Consider the following 15282-nt stretch of genomic DNA (forward strand, 5'->3'; position numbering starts at 1 on the left):
ATTTCCGCAAGGTTAGCTTCTAGGATTGATGGCGTGCCGCGAGCGCGCCCGCTTGATCTCTGCAATCCGCTCGACATCCTCGACCTGCAGGTGTCGCCCGCGTTCGAGAATCTCCAGCGTGTATTCTTCGTAGGTGAGGCCCAGCCGCTCAGCTTTTCGGATGCGAAACGCGACGATGCCGGGCGAGGGATTGTGCCAGGCCGCGCGATGCGCCGCCTTCCAGTAGAAGTAATTGCCGATGCCGCCGCTGCCCCATTCAGGCCGATGCTCATCCTCGAGCGGCGGCCCGCCATTGTGGCCGGCGGGAATCGGGTCGTCCGTGTTTTCGGGCTGGGTCGCGGCGTTCTTGCAGGCGATCTCCAGCATCGGCGTCAGCTCCGGGCAAGGGCAACGACGTAAGTGCAGGGCGCAGTGGTCTCGTTGGCAAACGTCACTTCCGCCGGCGGACCGAAGCCGAGGCAGTCGCCGGGCCCAAGTTCGTGGCGTTCGCCGCCATCGATGAGCACGAGCGCGCCCGACAGCACCCAGAGGACCTGGCGGATGTGGGCATAGGACGAGGCGGGCAACGTCACGCGCTGCTTCGCCGGCATCTCGACCTTGACGACCTCGATGGGGTGATCGGGCCGGTTGAACACCTGCCGGCGCAAATAGCCGGTCTCGGGATCGCGCCACACCGGCTGCTCGGCGGCGCGCGAAAGACGCCCGCCCTTGCCTTCAGCGCGCAGCATCAGCCCGGCAAGGGTGAGGTCGAAGGCGCTGGCGAGCCGAACCAGCACCACCGCGGTCGGGCTGACTTCGGCGCGCTCGATCTTGCTGATGGTGGCTTTTGATACGCCGGAGCGTTCGGCGAGGTCGGCCAGCGACCAGCCGCGGCTGTCGCGTTCGAGCCGCAGGCGGTGGGCGAGCCGGGTGCTGAGAGCGTCTACTAAAGTATCCATTTGTCTATTATAAGAGAAATTGGTGCGACCTCAAGTCCTGGATGCGAACTCGGGCGGGATGTGTGGGCAGCCTTGCTGTGGCGCCTGCGGCAATTATCTCCACGGCGGCGGTTGGGGGTGACAATGCCCCGTCCGATCGTGTAACACCGCGCAACTTCAGGAAAACCCGCAAGCTCTTGGTGCAGCCGAAGCCCGGCGCTCTTCGCTTGTGACGGAAGGTTTTGATATGCAGACCGTCATTATCGTCGTTCACCTCATGATCGTCGCCGTGCTGATCGGCGCCGTGCTGCTGCAGAAATCCGAAGGCGGCGGCCTTGGCATGGGCGGCGGCGCCGGCTTCATGTCGAGCCGTGGCACCGCCAATCTCCTGACGCGGACGACCGCCGTTCTGGCAGGGCTTTTCTTCGTGACCAGCATGGCGCTGGCCTGGCTCGCGGGCGTCGATCGCAAGCCCGCATCGATCCTCGGCCCCGCGCCGACGACGCAGTCCCAGCCGGGTGGCGCAACGCCGGTCGCTCCGCCGACCTCCGGCGGCGTGCTCGACACGCTTAAGAAGGTGGATGAGCAGCAGTCGGGCCCGCAGGCACCGCGTTCGCAATAAAGCAGGGTGGCCATGCAGGGCGGCCCTCTACCGTCCTGCAGCAGAACTTCCCATTAATGCTCTGAAATCGTTTTAGAATTCACGTCACCCACAGCCCGGCAAAATGTTTGCCCGTGCATGCGATTCGTTTTGGAGAATCGGGGCAGTGGCCTTAAAGGTAGAATCCCATGGCGCGGTACATATTCATCACCGGCGGCGTGGTTTCTTCGCTCGGAAAGGGTCTGGCTTCGGCGGCACTCGGTGCCCTGCTGCAGGCTCGCGGGTACAAGGTCCGTCTCCGCAAACTCGACCCCTATCTCAACCTCGATCCCGGAACGATGTCGCCGTATCAGCACGGCGAAGTGTTCGTAACCGATGACGGCGCCGAGACCGATCTCGATCTCGGCCATTACGAGCGCTTCACCGGGCGTCCGGCCACCAAGGCCGACAACATCACCACCGGGCGCATCTACCAGGACATCATCACCAAGGAACGCCGCGGCGATTATCTCGGCGCGACCATCCAGGTCGTCCCGCACGTCACCAACGCGATCAAGGAATTCGTTGTCTCCGGCAATGACGAGTACGACTTCGTGCTGGTCGAGATCGGCGGCACCGTCGGCGACATCGAGGGCTTGCCGTTCTTCGAGGCGATCCGTCAGCTCAAGAACGAGCTGCCGCGCGATCACGCGGTCTACATTCATTTGACGCTGCTACCCTACATTCCGAGTGCCGGCGAGTTGAAGACAAAGCCGACGCAGCACTCCGTGAAGGAGCTGCGTTCGATCGGCATTCAGCCCGATATCCTGTTGTGCCGTACCGACCGCGAAATCCCGAAGGAAGAGCGGCGCAAGCTCGGCCTGTTCTGTAACGTGCGCGAAAGCGCCGTCATCGAGGCGAGGGACGTCGACAACATCTACGCCGTCCCTGAAGCCTATCACGCTGCCGGCCTCGACGACGAGGTGCTGGCCGCGTTCGGCATCGCGCCAAAGATTCCGCCGGCGCTGCAAAGCTGGAACGTCATCAACGAGCGCGTGCGTAATCCGGAAGGCGCCGTGACGATTGCCATTGTCGGCAAGTATACCGGGATGAAGGACGCCTATAAATCGCTGACCGAGGCGCTCTCCCATGGCGGCATCGCCAACAAGGTGAAAGTCAATCTCGACTGGATCGAGAGCGAGGTGTTCGAGAACGAGGACCCGACGCCGTTTCTCGAACACGTCAACGGCATTCTGGTGCCCGGCGGCTTTGGCCAGCGCGGCGCCGAGGGCAAGATCCGCGCCGCGCAGTTCGCGCGCGAGCGCGACGTGCCGTATTTCGGCATCTGTTTCGGCATGCAGATGGCGGTGATCGAGGCCGCGCGCAATCTCGTCGGCATCGAGGAAGCCAACTCCACCGAGTTCGGCCCGACCAAGGAGCCGCTGGTCGGCCTGATGACGGAATGGCTGCGCGGCAACGAGTTGGAGAAGCGCTCGCAGTCCGGCGACCTCGGCGGCACCATGCGGCTCGGCGCTTACCCCGCAACGCTGAAGCGCGGCAGCCGCGTCTCGGCCGTTTATGGCGGCGCCACCGAGATTTCCGAACGTCACCGCCACCGCTACGAGGTAAACACCGCGTACAAAGACCGCCTCGAACAGCACGGCCTGCGCTTCTCGGGCCTTTCGCCCGACGGCGTGCTGCCGGAGATCGTCGAATACGAGGACCATCCCTGGTTCATCGGCGTGCAATTCCACCCCGAGCTGAAATCACGGCCGTTTGAGCCGCATCCGCTGTTTGCGTCGTTCATTCAGGCGGCGGTGGTGCAGAGCCGATTGGTGTAGAGCTACGGAATTGTAGGGTGGGCAAAAGCGGAGCGTGCCCACCATCTTACGGCACATCTCTGGACGCAATGGTGGGCACGGCGCTGTGCGCCTTTGCCAACCCTACGGCTCCGCCTTTGACGAACGCGTCAATTGTTGCGACAAACCGCTCCCGTTACCTGCAAGAACAATAACCTTGGGAGCAAAGCCGATGATCATGGAAATGCGCGTCTATCGCTGTCTGCCCGGCCGCCTGCCGGCGCTGATGAAGCGTTTTGATACGCTGACGCTGAAGCTGTGGGACAAGCACGGCATCAAGCAGGCCGGCTTCTACACCACGCTGATCGGCACCTCCAATCAGGAACTGACCTACTTCATCGCCTGGGACTCGCTTGCCGAGCGCGAGAAGAAATGGACCGCGTTTCAGAGCGATCCGGATTGGATCGCCGGCCGCGCCAAGAGTGAAGAAGACGGCCAGATCATCGACAACATCGTCAGCCAGTTGCTGGTGCCGACGGCGTTCTCCGCGGTAAAATAGCTCGCGGCGCAACCCTGATATTCAGGGGTTAAACGGGGTTGATCCCTGAGCATTTTCTGTCAAGAAAATGCTCGGCCTTTTGAATTGCGGGTATTCTGGCCGCAAAACCGGTGTCCACTTTTGCAGAATGCGCGCGTGTCGCGGACCGGCATGGTCCGCGCCGGACGTAAAGGAAAATCCCTTGAACGCGAAACCCGAAGCAGCCCCGGTCGTCTCGGTCGGTCCGGTCAAATTCGGCAATGATCTGCCGATTTCGATCATTGCCGGACCATGCCAGCTCGAAAGCCGTGCGCACGCCCTCGAAGTGGCGACTGCGCTGAAGGAGATCGCAGGCCGGCTCGGCGTAGGCCTCGTCTACAAGACCTCCTTCGACAAGGCCAATCGAACGTCGGGCTCCGCCGCGCGCGGAATTGGCTTGGCGCAGGCCTTGCCGATCTTCGCCGAGATACGCTCCTCGCTCGGTTTGCCCGTGCTGACCGACGTGCACGAGACCGCCCAATGCGCCGAGGCGGCACAGGCAGTCGATGTGCTGCAGATCCCGGCCTTCCTGTGCCGGCAGACCGATCTGCTGCTTGCGGCGGCCGCGACCGGGAAGATCGTCAACGTCAAGAAAGGTCAGTTTCTCGCGCCGTGGGACATGGCGAACGTCGTCGGCAAGATCACCGGCGGCGGTAATCCGAACGTGCTGGTTACCGAACGCGGCGCTTCGTTCGGCTACAACACGCTGGTATCGGACATGCGTGCGTTGCCGATCATGGCGCAGACGACAGGTGCGCCCGTCATTTTCGACGCCACCCATTCGGTGCAGCAGCCGGGCGGGAAGGGCACCTCATCGGGCGGCCAGCGCGAATTCGTTCCGGTGCTGGCGCGCGCCGCGGTCGCCGTCGGCGTCGCCGGCGTGTTCATCGAGACCCATCCTGATCCGGACCGCGCGCCGTCAGATGGACCCAATATGATTCCGCTACGCGAGTTCGAAGCCTTGGTGAAGACTCTGATGGGTTTTGACGCGCTGGCCAAGAACGCCTCGTCGTGACCGCCGCCAGCGGCATGCCGCCGGCGCTCAACATCATTGCGCTCGCGACGTTTTCGGCAGCCCTGTCTGCCCGCGCGCTCGATCCGGTGTTGCCGCATGTGGCCGAGGATTTTTCGGTCAGCATCGCCACAGCCGCGAGTTTCGCCGCCGCCTTCGCCTTCACCTTTGCCATTATTCAACCGGTGCTCGGCGCCTTTGCCGACATGTTCGGCAAGGCGAGGTTGATGATCGTCTGCCTGGCGTTGCTCGGCTTCGCCAACATTCTCGGCGCGATGGCGACCTCGTTCCCGCTATTGTTTGCGAGCCGAATTCTGGCCGGCATCGGTTCGGGCGGCGTGTTTCCGATCGCGCTGGGGCTGACCAGCGATCTCGTTGGTGCCGAGAAGCGTCAGGTCGCGATCGGGCGTACGCTGGCTGGCGCCATGACCGGCAATCTTCTGGGCGCTACGGTGTCCGGCCTGATCGGCGATTTCCTCGGCTGGCGTGGCGTGCTGGCTGTGCTCGGTGGGATCGTCGTGCTGGCCTCGATCGTGGTTGCGGTCGGCTTCCGCGGCGCGGCGCTGACACATCCGCCCCGGACCAGCCTGGCAGCCCTCAAACAGGGCTATCGTACGATTTTCACCAACCCGAACGCGCGCATCTGCTACGCGGCCGTCTTCATCGAAGGCTGCTGCGTGCTCGGCCTGTTTCCGTTCATTGCCTCTTTCTTGTTCGACCTCGGACAAACCTCGCTGTCGATCGCGGGTGTCGTCATCGCGGGCTTTGCGGTCGGTGGCCTCTTCTACACCATGACCGTATCGCGGCTTCTGCCGAAGATCGGTGTCAACGGGATGATGATCGGAGGAGGCGCGCTGGTCGGCGTCCAACTCATCGCGGTCGCGATGGGACCGGAATGGAAGTTGCAGTTGTTCAGCCTGATCTTCATGGGCTGGGGTTTCTACATGATCCACGGCAGTCTGCAGGTATTTGCCAGCGAATTGTCGGCGGAGGCGCGCGCGACAGCACTGTCGTTGCACGCGTTCTTTTTCTTCATGGGGCAGACCGTCGGCCCGATCGCCTATGGCTTCGGCATCCAGCATGCCGGCAAGGTCCCGACCTTGCTCACCGCGGCGGCCGTGATGATCGCGCTCGGCCTTATCTGCGCGAAGCTGCTGCGCCAGACGCCGCCGGCGGATGCGGCGGCGAAGTAGCCCGGGTATAAACAAGCCGATGATGCGGTCGATAAGATAGACCGCCGTGACATTGCCTTGTCGTAACCGGTCCGGATGTCGACGCAGTCCGGGATTTCGACCTTAAAATGTAAGAAATCGGGACTCGCTTGCCGCCATATCTTTCGGAGCGGCTGTATGCTTGGGAGTCTGTGATAAAGATTGCCGGTGGACCGCCGAAGCAATGCAGTTTTTGACTTCTTTTGTATTGGTACCAGCGATGATTGTCCGAGAACGTTTTCGCGGCCTTTTCCAGAAGTACTTGCTCGTGCTGTTTATGGCCGTCGCGATTCCGCTCGCGATTAACGGTATTGTCGAAGCTTGGTTCGGCTATCGCGACCAGCGAGCGAGGCTTGATCAGTTGCTTGGCGTTCAAGCAACGTCTGCCGCGGCCGAAATCCACGACTTCATTTACGGCATCACAAACCAGCTCGGTTGGTTAGTGCAGGTTCCCTGGAGCGACGAGCCCGACGAGCGACGGCGGACCGAGGCGCTACGCTTGTTTCGGCAGGCGCCTGCGATTGTTAGTCTCGCACTCCTCGACAACAGGGGCCTAGAGCGCCTCTATGTTTCACGGATCGGGCTCAATCGAATTGAAAGCCGCACAGATCGATCTGCTGATCCCGCGGTAATTGGCGCCCGCTCGGGGCAAGTCTGGTTTAGCGACGTAAGCTACCATCGAGGCTCCGAACCACGCCTGACGGTTGCGGTCGTTGGTAATCGACCATCGGTCGGAGTAGTTATCGCGGAAGTCAATCTCAAGCTGATTTGGGATGTGATTTCAGCGATAAAGGTGGGAAAGACCGGCTTCGCGTTCGTTTTGGACCGACCGGGTCGGCTCATTGCTCATCCCGACATCAGTCTCGTCCTCCGTGGAGCAGAAGAAGCAACCTCCAAGCCGTTCCGCGCCATACGCGACGCAATCGGGCCCGCGGGGAGCGGCTTCGCGACAAGCCGAGATGTCCACGGCCATGAGGTTGCCGCCGTCGCGGCTCCCGTTGCGGGTCCCGATTGGACTGTAGTCGTCGAACAGCCGCTAGCTGAAGCCTACGCACCGATCTATGCAGTCTTGTGGCGAACCGTGGCGCTCCTCGCGGGGGGCACAATTCTCGCCGCGTTGCTTGCCTACGCACTGGCGCACCGGATGACCGAACCAATAAGGGTTCTTGAGGAAGGGACTGAGAGGATCGGGGCTGGGTCTTTCGACCACCGCATTTCCATCGAGACCGGCGACGAGTTTCAGCGCCTTGCAAACAGCTTTAACAAGATGGCTGCCGAGTTGGCGCTGGGGCAGGAGCACCAGGAGCGCATAGCGAAACTCAAGCGATTCCTCGCACCGCAAGTGGCCGACCTCGTCGATCGAGCGGGCGACGACAGTGTATTGGACGGGCGCCGCGCAGAAGTCGTCGTTATATTTTGCGACTTGCGAGGCTTCACCGCATTTTCCGCAGCACTTGCACCCGAGGAAGTCATGAACGTGCTGTCGGAGTACTATGAGGTGCTTGGCAAAGCTATTACGCAATTTGAGGCGACACTCATCAGTTTCTCGGGAGACGGCCTTATGGTTCTCGTGAACGCTCCCGTGCCCGTTGAAGAACCGGCACTAAGAGCTGTCGATCTGGCCGTTGAGATGCAGAAGAGTGTGCAACGACTCATCGCCGGCTGGCGATCGCGAGGCTACCAGGTTGGGTTCGGGATTGGTCTTGCCAGTGGGGCAGCAACGGTTGGACGGATCGGGTACGCTAGCCGGTTCGATTACACCGCCATCGGCAGCGTGGTGAATCTAGCGGCCCGCCTATGCGCATCTGCCGCAGATCGGGAAATCCTGATAGACTCCGAAGTCGCCGAATGCGTTAGGGGCAAGCGCTTCCTGGTCGAACTTGGGGACCGCCAAATCAAGGGATTTGACGAAGCTATTCCGGTATTCGGAATTTCCTTCGATACGCCCATAGCTGACGGCAAACTGCGGCGGCCTGGCTAAATCCGCTCGCGACTAGTCAGCGTCGCGGGATATGCTGGGACAGGCGGCCGACGGGCTGCTCATTGGGTGAAGGTATGAAGAGTGCCAACTTCAATGCAATAGCGCGGCGCAGATGCGTCAGTCGGCGAGACTTTCTCTCGTTGATGGCGGGCGCTGCCACTTGGACAACCTCGCTTCACGCGCAAAAACTGGCGATGCCGGTCATCGGCTATCTTTGCGCGGAGTCTCCGGAGCTATTTGCCAGTCGACTCAAAGCTTTTCACCAAGGACTTGGCGAAGCCGGGTTTGTCGAAGGCCGTAATGTTGCCATTCTCTATCAGTGGGCCGAAGGGCGATACACACAATTGCCTGCCTTGGCTGCCAACTTGGTCGCCCGCAATGTCGACGTCGTCGTCGCGCCCGGCGGCGCGGAGGTTGCGCTCGCCGTGAAGGCCGCCGGCGCGAGCAATGCAATCGTCTTTGAGATGGGTGGCGACCCCGTTCAGTTAGGTGTCGTGGACAGCTTGCGGCGGCCGGGGGGCAATATCACGGGGGTTTCGAGCCTGAGCGTCGACGTGTCGCCGAAACGGCTTGAGTTGATGCATGAACTACTGCCGACCGCAGCTAAATTGGCGGTGGTCGCCAACCCCACAAGTCCGACCGCCAATTCACAATTGCAGAAGCTACGCTCGGCCGCCGAAACCCTGGGAGTGCATCTACAGGTCTTGAACGCAAGTACTGAAAAGGAGTTCGAGCCAATTTTCTCCACCGCAGCTCAGGAAGCGAGTGGGCTCGTCTTTACCTCGGACCCCTATTTCGCATTTCGCAGTAGAGGGCTGGCCGAGCTCGCGATGAAATATCGCGTGCCCGCAATTACCCAATCCCGAGACTTCCCTGCCGCAGGCGGCTTGATGAGCTATGGGGGAGACTTTGCGCAATCGCATCGGCGCGCGGGCATGTATGTCGGGCGCATCCTCAAAGGCGAGAAGCCCTCTGATCTTCCGGTCCAGCTTGTCACCAAGGTGGAGTTCATCATTAACGTTAAGGCCGCCAAGTTACTTGGACGAGAATTTTCGCCTTCACTCGTCAGCGGCGCTGATGAGGTAATTGAGTAAGAGATCCTTTCGGCCGTTTTGCGAACTGCCGACGAGTTCTCGCAGTCGGATTAGAGGCCAAGCGTGATCTCGGCCCAGCGCATCACAGTGCTGCCATTGAGAAATTCGATCACGCTGGGTTCGATAGCTGCCGGCTCGTTGTGGCCGAGCACAGCAGTCGCAGCGATCATGTCGCAGCGTTCCCTGAAAACGACCGAGATCGCCGTCTTGCCAAGCGGATTCGTTCTGATCAGCGCCTCAGCCTCGTCCGCGGTACGGGGCAACGCCCTGGTCGGGTACCCACACGTCCTTCGGCAGTTTGCCCGTCTGCCAGAACACGTCGATCGGGATGCCGCCGCGCGGATACCAGTAGCCGCCGATGCGAAGCCATTTCGGCTTGATCTCGGCCGCGATCCGCTTGCCGATCATGACCGTGCAGTCCTCGTGGAAGGCGCCGTGATTGCGAAAGCTCGCGACATAGAGCTTTAGCGATTTGGATTCCAGCAGCCATTGTCCCGGCACATAGTCGATCATGAGATGCGCGAAATCCGGCTGGCCGGTCACCGGGCAAATCGAGGTGAATTCCGGGGCGGTGAAGCGAACCAGATAATTGGTGCCGGCTTGCGGATTGGGCACGCGGTCGAGCTGCGCCTTTTCCGGGCTATCAGGCCATTCCACGGCGCGACCGAGTTGCAATGATTGGGGCAATGATTTCTGCAGTGATTTCTTGGCCATCGTGATCGTCCTTTGCGATGGCTGACATGAACGCTGCGGGGGTAATCGTCAACCGTTAGCGCGAGGCTGGGTCGCCAAGAAACCGCACCAGCGCCTGCCGTTCGCCGGCGTCCTCGATCCCGCGGATCGACATCCACAATCCCGGAAACATTGCGGCGGGATCGGTGAGGAAAGTCTCGAGGCGCTTTTCATCCCAGGCCATTCCCTCGTCGCGTGCCTTGCGCAGCGCCGGCGAGTAATCGAACTCGGGATCACCCGCCACGGTGCGCCCGATCAGTCCTGACAGGTTGGGGCCGGGCAGGCCGCGCTCGGCGGGATCGAGGCTGTGGCAGGCGCGGCAGGGCATGAAGGCCCGTGCGCCATCTTCCTCCGCGAGAGCGGGGAGGGGCAGGGAAAGCAACAAGAGCAGCAGGACGGCGAAGGACTTCACGCGACCGTCTGTATCACGACCAGGCGGTCATTGCCGGATTCACCGCCCCAGGTTTCGCCGGGTCGGCCATCGAGCTGGCGCACATTCGCGCCCGGTTTATCGCTGGGAAATGCGTTGAACTTCGCCGTCACGGGATCGAAGCGCACGATGGCATTCGCTCCGAAGTCGGTGAGCCAGACCTTGTCCTTGTCGTCGACATAGACCGCGTAGGCGCGCGGATTGCTGCCCGGCAGCTTCCATGCCTTCCAGGAGCCGTCAGCAGGATCGTGCATCGATACGTTGCCGCTGTTCCACTCGCTGACCCAGATCCGGCCCTTCGAATCCGACCACACGCGCCGCGCGCCCTGGTTCGGCGTCGACGGCTCGACCACGGTCGCGTTGCCGGTTGCCGGATCGATTTTGGCGATGTGATTGCCGGCGAGCGAGGCGTACCAGACGTCGCCCTTCGGCGTGACCGTCATGCCGTAGGTGCCGCGGCCGCGCGGCGATTTGAACACGGTCATGTCGCCGGATTTCGGATCGAGCCGGCCATAGATGCCGGACTGGCCGGTGAACCAATAGATGCCGCCTTTGTCGAACACGCCTGTGTTGAGGTTGGCGTATGCCTCCTTTTCAGGCAGGCGGAACAGCGTCACTTTATGATCCGTGGGATCGACGCGCGCGATCGCGTTCTGTCCGCCCTCGGTGATCCAGGGCGCGCCGTCGGGGCCGATGACGACGCCGTGGGGCGCGGCGCGCTTGCCGAGATCGACCAGTTGGTAGGAGCCGTCACGCGGGTCGAGGCGTCCGAGCGTGCCGTTGCGCTGGCCGCAGAACCAGATCGTGCCATCCGGGGCCGGCGTCGTGTCGCGCGAGCCCATCCCTGTCTTGACCGGATAATACTTGACGCGGAACGGGCCTTCCTGAGCATTCGCGTGACGCAAGAGGGCGGGGGCCGCAAGGATTCCGGCGGCGGAGTTCCGAAGAAACTGGCGGCGATTCATTGCGTTACCCCGGTCTATCAATGTGAAGGTTTGGACGCTGATATCAACCTTGGAGGAGTTTATCCTGACCTAGCTCCTTGGTCTGGAAAAGGCCTTAGCCAAAGCGTTCACATTTGCTTGCGCGCCGTGTAAGACGCCCCCGAAATCGCCACCCACCAGTTTAGGAAAGTGCAGATATGACCGCCATCGTCGACATCATTGGCCGTGAAATTCTCGATAGCCGGGGCAATCCCACCGTCGAAGTCGACGTAGTGCTGGAAGACGGCTCGATCGGCCGCGCGGCTGTACCTTCCGGTGCGTCCACCGGCGCCCATGAGGCGGTCGAACTCCGGGACGGCGACAAGCAGCGCTATCTCGGCAAGGGCGTGCAGAAGGCGGTGGAAGCCGTCAACGGCGAGATCTTCGAGGCGCTGAGCGATCAGGCCGTCGAGGACCAAGTCCACATCGACCAGATCATGATCGATCTCGACGGTACGCCGAACAAGAGCAGGCTTGGCGCCAACGCCATCCTCGGCGTCTCGCTGGCCTGCGCCAAGGCGGCGGCCGAATCCTTCGACATGCCGCTCTATCGTTATGTCGGCGGCACCTCGGCGCGGACGCTGCCGGTGCCGATGATGAACATCATCAATGGCGGCGTGCATGCCGACAACCCGATCGACTTTCAGGAATTCATGATCCTTCCTGTGGGCGCCGCGAGCTTCGCCGAGGCGCTGCGCTGCGGTTCGGAAATCTTCCACACGCTGCGTAGCGAACTGAAGAAGGCCGGCCATAACACCAATGTCGGCGACGAGGGCGGTTTTGCGCCGAACCTGCCGTCGGCGGACGCAGCCCTCGAATTCGTGGTGAGCGCGATCGGCAAGGCCGGCTACAAGGCAGGCAGCGACGTGATGCTCGGCCTCGACTGCGCGGCCACCGAGTTCTTCAAGGACGGCAATTACGTCTACGGCGGCGAGAACAAGACCCGCTCGCGTTCCGAGCAGGCAAAATATCTCGCCGATCTCGTCTCGCGCTATCCGATCGTCACGATCGAGGACGGCATGTCCGAGGACGACATGGAAGGCTGGAAGGAATTGACCGACCTGATCGGCAAGAAGTGCCAGCTCGTCGGCGATGACCTGTTCGTCACCAATGTCACCCGCCTTGCCGACGGCATCAAGAACGGCCGCGCCAATTCGATCCTGATCAAGGTCAACCAGATCGGCACACTTACGGAGACGCTCGCCGCCGTCGAGCTGGCGCACAAATACGGCTACACTTCCGTGATGTCGCACCGTTCCGGCGAGACGGAAGATTCCACCATCGCCGATCTCGCGGTCGCTACCAATTGCGGCCAGATCAAAACCGGATCGCTGGCCCGCTCCGATCGCACCGCCAAGTATAACCAGCTCCTGCGTATCGAGCAGCAACTCGGCAAGCAGGCAAAATATGCCGGCAAATCGGCGCTGAAGGCCTTGGCGTAACGCATCGGCGCAACCAGATAGGACGGACACAAGGGGGAGGATGGCGATGAGTGAGGGAAAAAGCGGGCTTCAGCTGCGTTCGCTGCTCAAGAAGAGCGGCGAACTCGAATTGTCGCTGGTCGATGTCCCGACGCCCGAGCCGGCCGACGACGAAGTCGTGGTCCGTGTCGAGGCGACCCCGATCAATCCCTCCGATCTCGGGCTCTTGATCGGCCCGGCCGACATGTCGACCGCCGAGGAATCCGGCAGCGCGGACGCGCCTGTTATCACCGCGAAGATGCCGGAAGCCGCGATGCGGATGATGGCGGCACGGCTCGACCAGTCGCTTCCCGTCGGCAATGAAGGTGCCGGCGTGGTGATCAGGACCGGGTCTTCGGACGCCGCGAAAGCGCTGATGGGCAAGGCGGTCTCGATGATCGGCGGCGCGATGTACACGCAGTACCGCACCATCAAGGTCAGGGACATCATGGAGCTGCCGTCAGGCACCACGCCGGCCGACGGCGCATCATGGTTCGTCAATCCCTTGACCGCGCTCGGGATGACCGAGACGATGCGCCGCGAGAACCACAAGGCCCTGGTGCACACCGCGGCTGCCTCCAATCTCGGGCAGATGCTCAACAAGATCTGCATTAAGGACGGCATCGGCCTCGTCAATATCGTGCGCAGCAAGGAGCAGGCCGACATCCTGCACAAGATCGGCGCCAAATATGTCGTCGATTCCACCGCAGACACGTTCATGGACGATCTCACCAACGCGCTGGTGGAAACCGGCGCCACCATTGCGTTCGATGCGATCGGCGGCGGCAAGCTGGCAAGCCAGATTCTGACCTGCATGGAAATCGCGGCCAACAAGACCGCGAAGGAATACAGCCGCTACGGCTCGAACGTGTGCAAGCAGGTCTATATCTATGGCAGCCTCGACAATCGCCCGACCGAGCTCAGCCGTACGTTTGGCCTGACCTGGGGCGTCGGCGGCTGGCTGTTGACGCCGTTCCTGCAGAAGATCGGCCCCGCCGAAATCGGCCGGCTGCGCCAGCGTGTCGCGTCCGAGCTCAAGACCACCTTTGCCAGCCACTACACGCAGGTAGTGTCGCTGCAGGAGACGCTGCAGCTTTCCAACATCGCCATCTACAACAAGCGCTCCACCGGCGAGAAATTCCTGATTAATCCGAACAAGGGGTGAGCGCGCGCTTCCATCGCCGCGAACAGGCTGCCTTTCAGGCGGCCTGTTTTTGCATGCCGAGGCAGCCGTAAAGATAAGTTGATGCACTTGCATCTTTCTGGTGATCTGGCGTAAGGGAGCGCTGGCGCTTTCGCTTCAAAAGGGGAATTCAATGGCCACCTATTACACCATCGTCACGATCGTCGGTTCTCTCCGCAAGGAGAGCTTTTCGCTCAAGGTCGCCAATGCGCTCGCCAAGCTGGCGCCGGCTTCGCTCAAGCTCGATGTGACCACGCTGCATGATATCTCCTTCTTCAACCAGGATTTGGAAGAAGCACCGCCGGCTGACTGGCTGGCGTTTCGCGAAAAGCTGCAGAAGTCGAACGGCGTGCTGTTCGTGACGCCCGAATATAACCGCTCGATCCCGGGCGTGTTGAAGAACGCGATCGATGTCGGGTCGCGCCCCTATGGCAAGAGCTCGTTCCTCGGCAAGCCGACCGGCATCGTCAGCAACTCGCCCGGCGCGCTCGGCGGCGTCAGCGCCGCCAAGCATTTGCAGAACATCCTGCCGGGCATTTCCGGCCCGATCCTCGGCCAGCCCGAAATCTACCTCAACGGCATCGGCGACGCCTTTAACGAGAAGGGCGAGCTCGTGAAGGAAGCGGTGCAGAAGGTGCTGCAGCAATACATCGACGCGTTTGCGGCATTCATCGAGAAGCAGAACAGATAAGGACGTCATTGCGAGCGAAGCGACTTGTCCGCCGTAGCTTTAGCGAAGGCGGAAGCAATCCATATGCAGCATAGCGGATAGGTGGATTGCTTCGTCGCTTCCGCTCGTCGCAATGACGGCTGCGACATTCGTGCCGCTGGCCTTAGTATTCCATTAACCGGACCGTCGCATCTTGACGGCATGGTCTCCCGCACCCGATTGAAATCCATCCTGACCGGGCTCGCCCTCTATACGATGGCGGCGATGATGGTCGGCTATTTCGGCGTCAATGCTTACACCGGCAAATACGGCTTGAACGCGCGGCAGGAGCTCGATCAGGAAATCATTGCCCTGACTTCGGAATTGGCGCGGCTGAAGCGGGAGCGGGCAGAGGGCGAGCAGCGGGTATCGCTGCTGCGGTCCGACCGGGTCGATCCCGACATGCTGGATGAGCGCGCGCGCTTCCAGCTCGACTACGCCAATCCGCGCGATCTGGTCCGGACCATCAAGCCGAACTGATTTTCAAACCGGTGTTACGAACGCGGCCGTCATGGGGACGATGCCAGCGTGACCGGTCCGCAAATTTCAAAAAATCGCGAAATCAATTTCGAAAATGTCGCAGCCCACATTGCACTGCGGCATAGCAATATTTT

Annotated in this window: 16 protein-coding genes; 11 read left to right on the top strand and 5 right to left on the bottom strand. The window is 61.5% G+C overall.

All coding sequences use genetic code 11. The features are described from left to right. Nucleotides 1–12: 12 nt before the first annotated feature. On the bottom strand, nucleotides 13–366 hold the full coding sequence (locus tag YUO_RS0102460) for a hypothetical protein (RefSeq protein WP_035725778.1): 354 nt from the start codon (nucleotides 364–366) through the stop codon (nucleotides 13–15). Between the two features lie 5 nt (nucleotides 367–371). Beyond that, nucleotides 372–938: a helix-turn-helix domain-containing protein gene (locus YUO_RS0102465; protein ID WP_028345874.1), complete on the bottom strand. Its 567-nt coding sequence runs from the start codon at nucleotides 936–938 to the stop codon at nucleotides 372–374. A gap of 226 nt (nucleotides 939–1164) precedes the next feature. On the opposite strand from YUO_RS0102465, the gene secG reads away from it, so the two are divergent. From secG to YUO_RS0102500, 7 genes are all read left to right on the top strand, one after another. Continuing rightward, on the top strand, nucleotides 1165–1539 hold the full coding sequence (gene secG / locus YUO_RS0102470; protein WP_028345875.1) for a preprotein translocase subunit SecG: 375 nt from the start codon (nucleotides 1165–1167) through the stop codon (nucleotides 1537–1539). Nucleotides 1540–1706: 167 nt separating this feature from the next. Next, complete coding sequence (gene pyrG / locus YUO_RS0102475; protein ID WP_028345876.1) at nucleotides 1707–3338, top strand: CTP synthase; 1632 nt, start codon at nucleotides 1707–1709, stop codon at nucleotides 3336–3338. 190 nt (nucleotides 3339–3528) lie between these two features. Next, complete coding sequence (locus YUO_RS0102480; RefSeq protein ID WP_028345877.1) at nucleotides 3529–3855, top strand: NIPSNAP family protein; 327 nt, start codon at nucleotides 3529–3531, stop codon at nucleotides 3853–3855. A 181-nt stretch (nucleotides 3856–4036) separates the two neighbouring features. After that, nucleotides 4037–4888 (top strand): 3-deoxy-8-phosphooctulonate synthase, encoded by an 852-nt coding sequence (gene kdsA, locus YUO_RS0102485; protein WP_028345878.1) that lies wholly within the window; start codon nucleotides 4037–4039, stop codon nucleotides 4886–4888. Nucleotides 4889–4902: 14 nt separating this feature from the next. Continuing rightward, nucleotides 4903–6078: an MFS transporter gene (locus YUO_RS0102490; protein ID WP_051379277.1), complete on the top strand. Its 1176-nt coding sequence runs from the start codon at nucleotides 4903–4905 to the stop codon at nucleotides 6076–6078. Nucleotides 6079–6316: 238 nt separating this feature from the next. Next, nucleotides 6317–8077: a cache domain-containing protein gene (locus YUO_RS0102495; protein WP_028345880.1), complete on the top strand. Its 1761-nt coding sequence runs from the start codon at nucleotides 6317–6319 to the stop codon at nucleotides 8075–8077. A 143-nt stretch (nucleotides 8078–8220) separates the two neighbouring features. Beyond that, complete coding sequence (locus YUO_RS0102500) at nucleotides 8221–9171, top strand: ABC transporter substrate-binding protein (RefSeq protein ID WP_028345881.1); 951 nt, start codon at nucleotides 8221–8223, stop codon at nucleotides 9169–9171. A gap of 237 nt (nucleotides 9172–9408) precedes the next feature. On the opposite strand, the gene queF is transcribed toward YUO_RS0102500, so the two are convergent. From queF to YUO_RS0102520, 3 genes are read right to left on the bottom strand one after another with little or no spacing between them, the layout of a single operon-like run. Then, nucleotides 9409–9885, bottom strand: coding sequence for a preQ(1) synthase (gene queF / locus YUO_RS0102510; protein WP_028345883.1), 477 nt, complete (start codon nucleotides 9883–9885; stop codon nucleotides 9409–9411). Nucleotides 9886–9940: 55 nt separating this feature from the next. Then, nucleotides 9941–10315 carry a c-type cytochrome gene (locus YUO_RS0102515; RefSeq protein ID WP_028345884.1) on the bottom strand — a complete coding sequence of 125 codons (375 nt, stop codon included), beginning with the start codon at nucleotides 10313–10315 and terminating at the stop codon, nucleotides 9941–9943. Further along, complete coding sequence (locus tag YUO_RS0102520) at nucleotides 10312–11298, bottom strand: Vgb family protein (protein WP_028345885.1); 987 nt, start codon at nucleotides 11296–11298, stop codon at nucleotides 10312–10314. Before YUO_RS0102520 ends, YUO_RS0102515 begins: the two co-directional genes overlap by 4 nt. A 176-nt stretch (nucleotides 11299–11474) precedes the next feature. Between YUO_RS0102520 and eno the strand changes: the two genes are divergently transcribed. From eno to YUO_RS0102540, 4 genes are all read left to right on the top strand, one after another. After that, complete coding sequence (gene eno / locus YUO_RS0102525; protein WP_028345886.1) at nucleotides 11475–12758, top strand: phosphopyruvate hydratase; 1284 nt, start codon at nucleotides 11475–11477, stop codon at nucleotides 12756–12758. A 46-nt stretch (nucleotides 12759–12804) separates the two neighbouring features. Beyond that, complete coding sequence (locus tag YUO_RS0102530; protein WP_028345887.1) at nucleotides 12805–13941, top strand: zinc-binding dehydrogenase; 1137 nt, start codon at nucleotides 12805–12807, stop codon at nucleotides 13939–13941. Nucleotides 13942–14092: 151 nt separating this feature from the next. Further along, nucleotides 14093–14650 (top strand): NADPH-dependent FMN reductase, encoded by a 558-nt coding sequence (locus tag YUO_RS0102535; protein WP_028345888.1) that lies wholly within the window; start codon nucleotides 14093–14095, stop codon nucleotides 14648–14650. 180 nt (nucleotides 14651–14830) lie between these two features. Next, nucleotides 14831–15148 carry an FtsB family cell division protein gene (locus YUO_RS0102540; RefSeq protein WP_028345889.1) on the top strand — a complete coding sequence of 106 codons (318 nt, stop codon included), beginning with the start codon at nucleotides 14831–14833 and terminating at the stop codon, nucleotides 15146–15148. Nucleotides 15149–15282: the final 134 nt, after the last annotated feature.

Origin of the sequence: Bradyrhizobium murdochi (assembly GCF_000472965.1) — a bacterium.
Classification (GTDB): Bacteria; Pseudomonadota; Alphaproteobacteria; order Rhizobiales; family Xanthobacteraceae; genus Bradyrhizobium; species Bradyrhizobium murdochi.

What these genes read in the sequence shown, in the direction of transcription:
- YUO_RS0102460 (WP_035725778.1), bottom strand. Translation starts at nt 366, where the DNA reads ATGCTGGAGATCGCCTGCAAGAACGCCGCGACCCAGCCCGAAAACACG.
- YUO_RS0102465 (WP_028345874.1), bottom strand. Translation starts at nt 938, where the DNA reads ATGGATACTTTAGTAGACGCTCTCAGCACCCGGCTCGCCCACCGCCTG.
- secG (WP_028345875.1), top strand. Translation starts at nt 1,165, where the DNA reads ATGCAGACCGTCATTATCGTCGTTCACCTCATGATCGTCGCCGTGCTG.
- pyrG (WP_028345876.1), top strand. Translation starts at nt 1,707, where the DNA reads ATGGCGCGGTACATATTCATCACCGGCGGCGTGGTTTCTTCGCTCGGA.
- YUO_RS0102480 (WP_028345877.1), top strand. Translation starts at nt 3,529, where the DNA reads ATGATCATGGAAATGCGCGTCTATCGCTGTCTGCCCGGCCGCCTGCCG.
- YUO_RS0102490 (WP_051379277.1), top strand. Translation starts at nt 4,903, where the DNA reads ATGCCGCCGGCGCTCAACATCATTGCGCTCGCGACGTTTTCGGCAGCC.
- YUO_RS0102495 (WP_028345880.1), top strand. Translation starts at nt 6,317, where the DNA reads ATGATTGTCCGAGAACGTTTTCGCGGCCTTTTCCAGAAGTACTTGCTC.
- YUO_RS0102500 (WP_028345881.1), top strand. Translation starts at nt 8,221, where the DNA reads ATGGCGGGCGCTGCCACTTGGACAACCTCGCTTCACGCGCAAAAACTG.
- queF (WP_028345883.1), bottom strand. Translation starts at nt 9,885, where the DNA reads ATGGCCAAGAAATCACTGCAGAAATCATTGCCCCAATCATTGCAACTC.
- YUO_RS0102520 (WP_028345885.1), bottom strand. Translation starts at nt 11,298, where the DNA reads ATGAATCGCCGCCAGTTTCTTCGGAACTCCGCCGCCGGAATCCTTGCG.
- eno (WP_028345886.1), top strand. Translation starts at nt 11,475, where the DNA reads ATGACCGCCATCGTCGACATCATTGGCCGTGAAATTCTCGATAGCCGG.
- YUO_RS0102530 (WP_028345887.1), top strand. Translation starts at nt 12,805, where the DNA reads ATGAGTGAGGGAAAAAGCGGGCTTCAGCTGCGTTCGCTGCTCAAGAAG.
- YUO_RS0102535 (WP_028345888.1), top strand. Translation starts at nt 14,093, where the DNA reads ATGGCCACCTATTACACCATCGTCACGATCGTCGGTTCTCTCCGCAAG.
- YUO_RS0102540 (WP_028345889.1), top strand. Translation starts at nt 14,831, where the DNA reads ATGGTCTCCCGCACCCGATTGAAATCCATCCTGACCGGGCTCGCCCTC.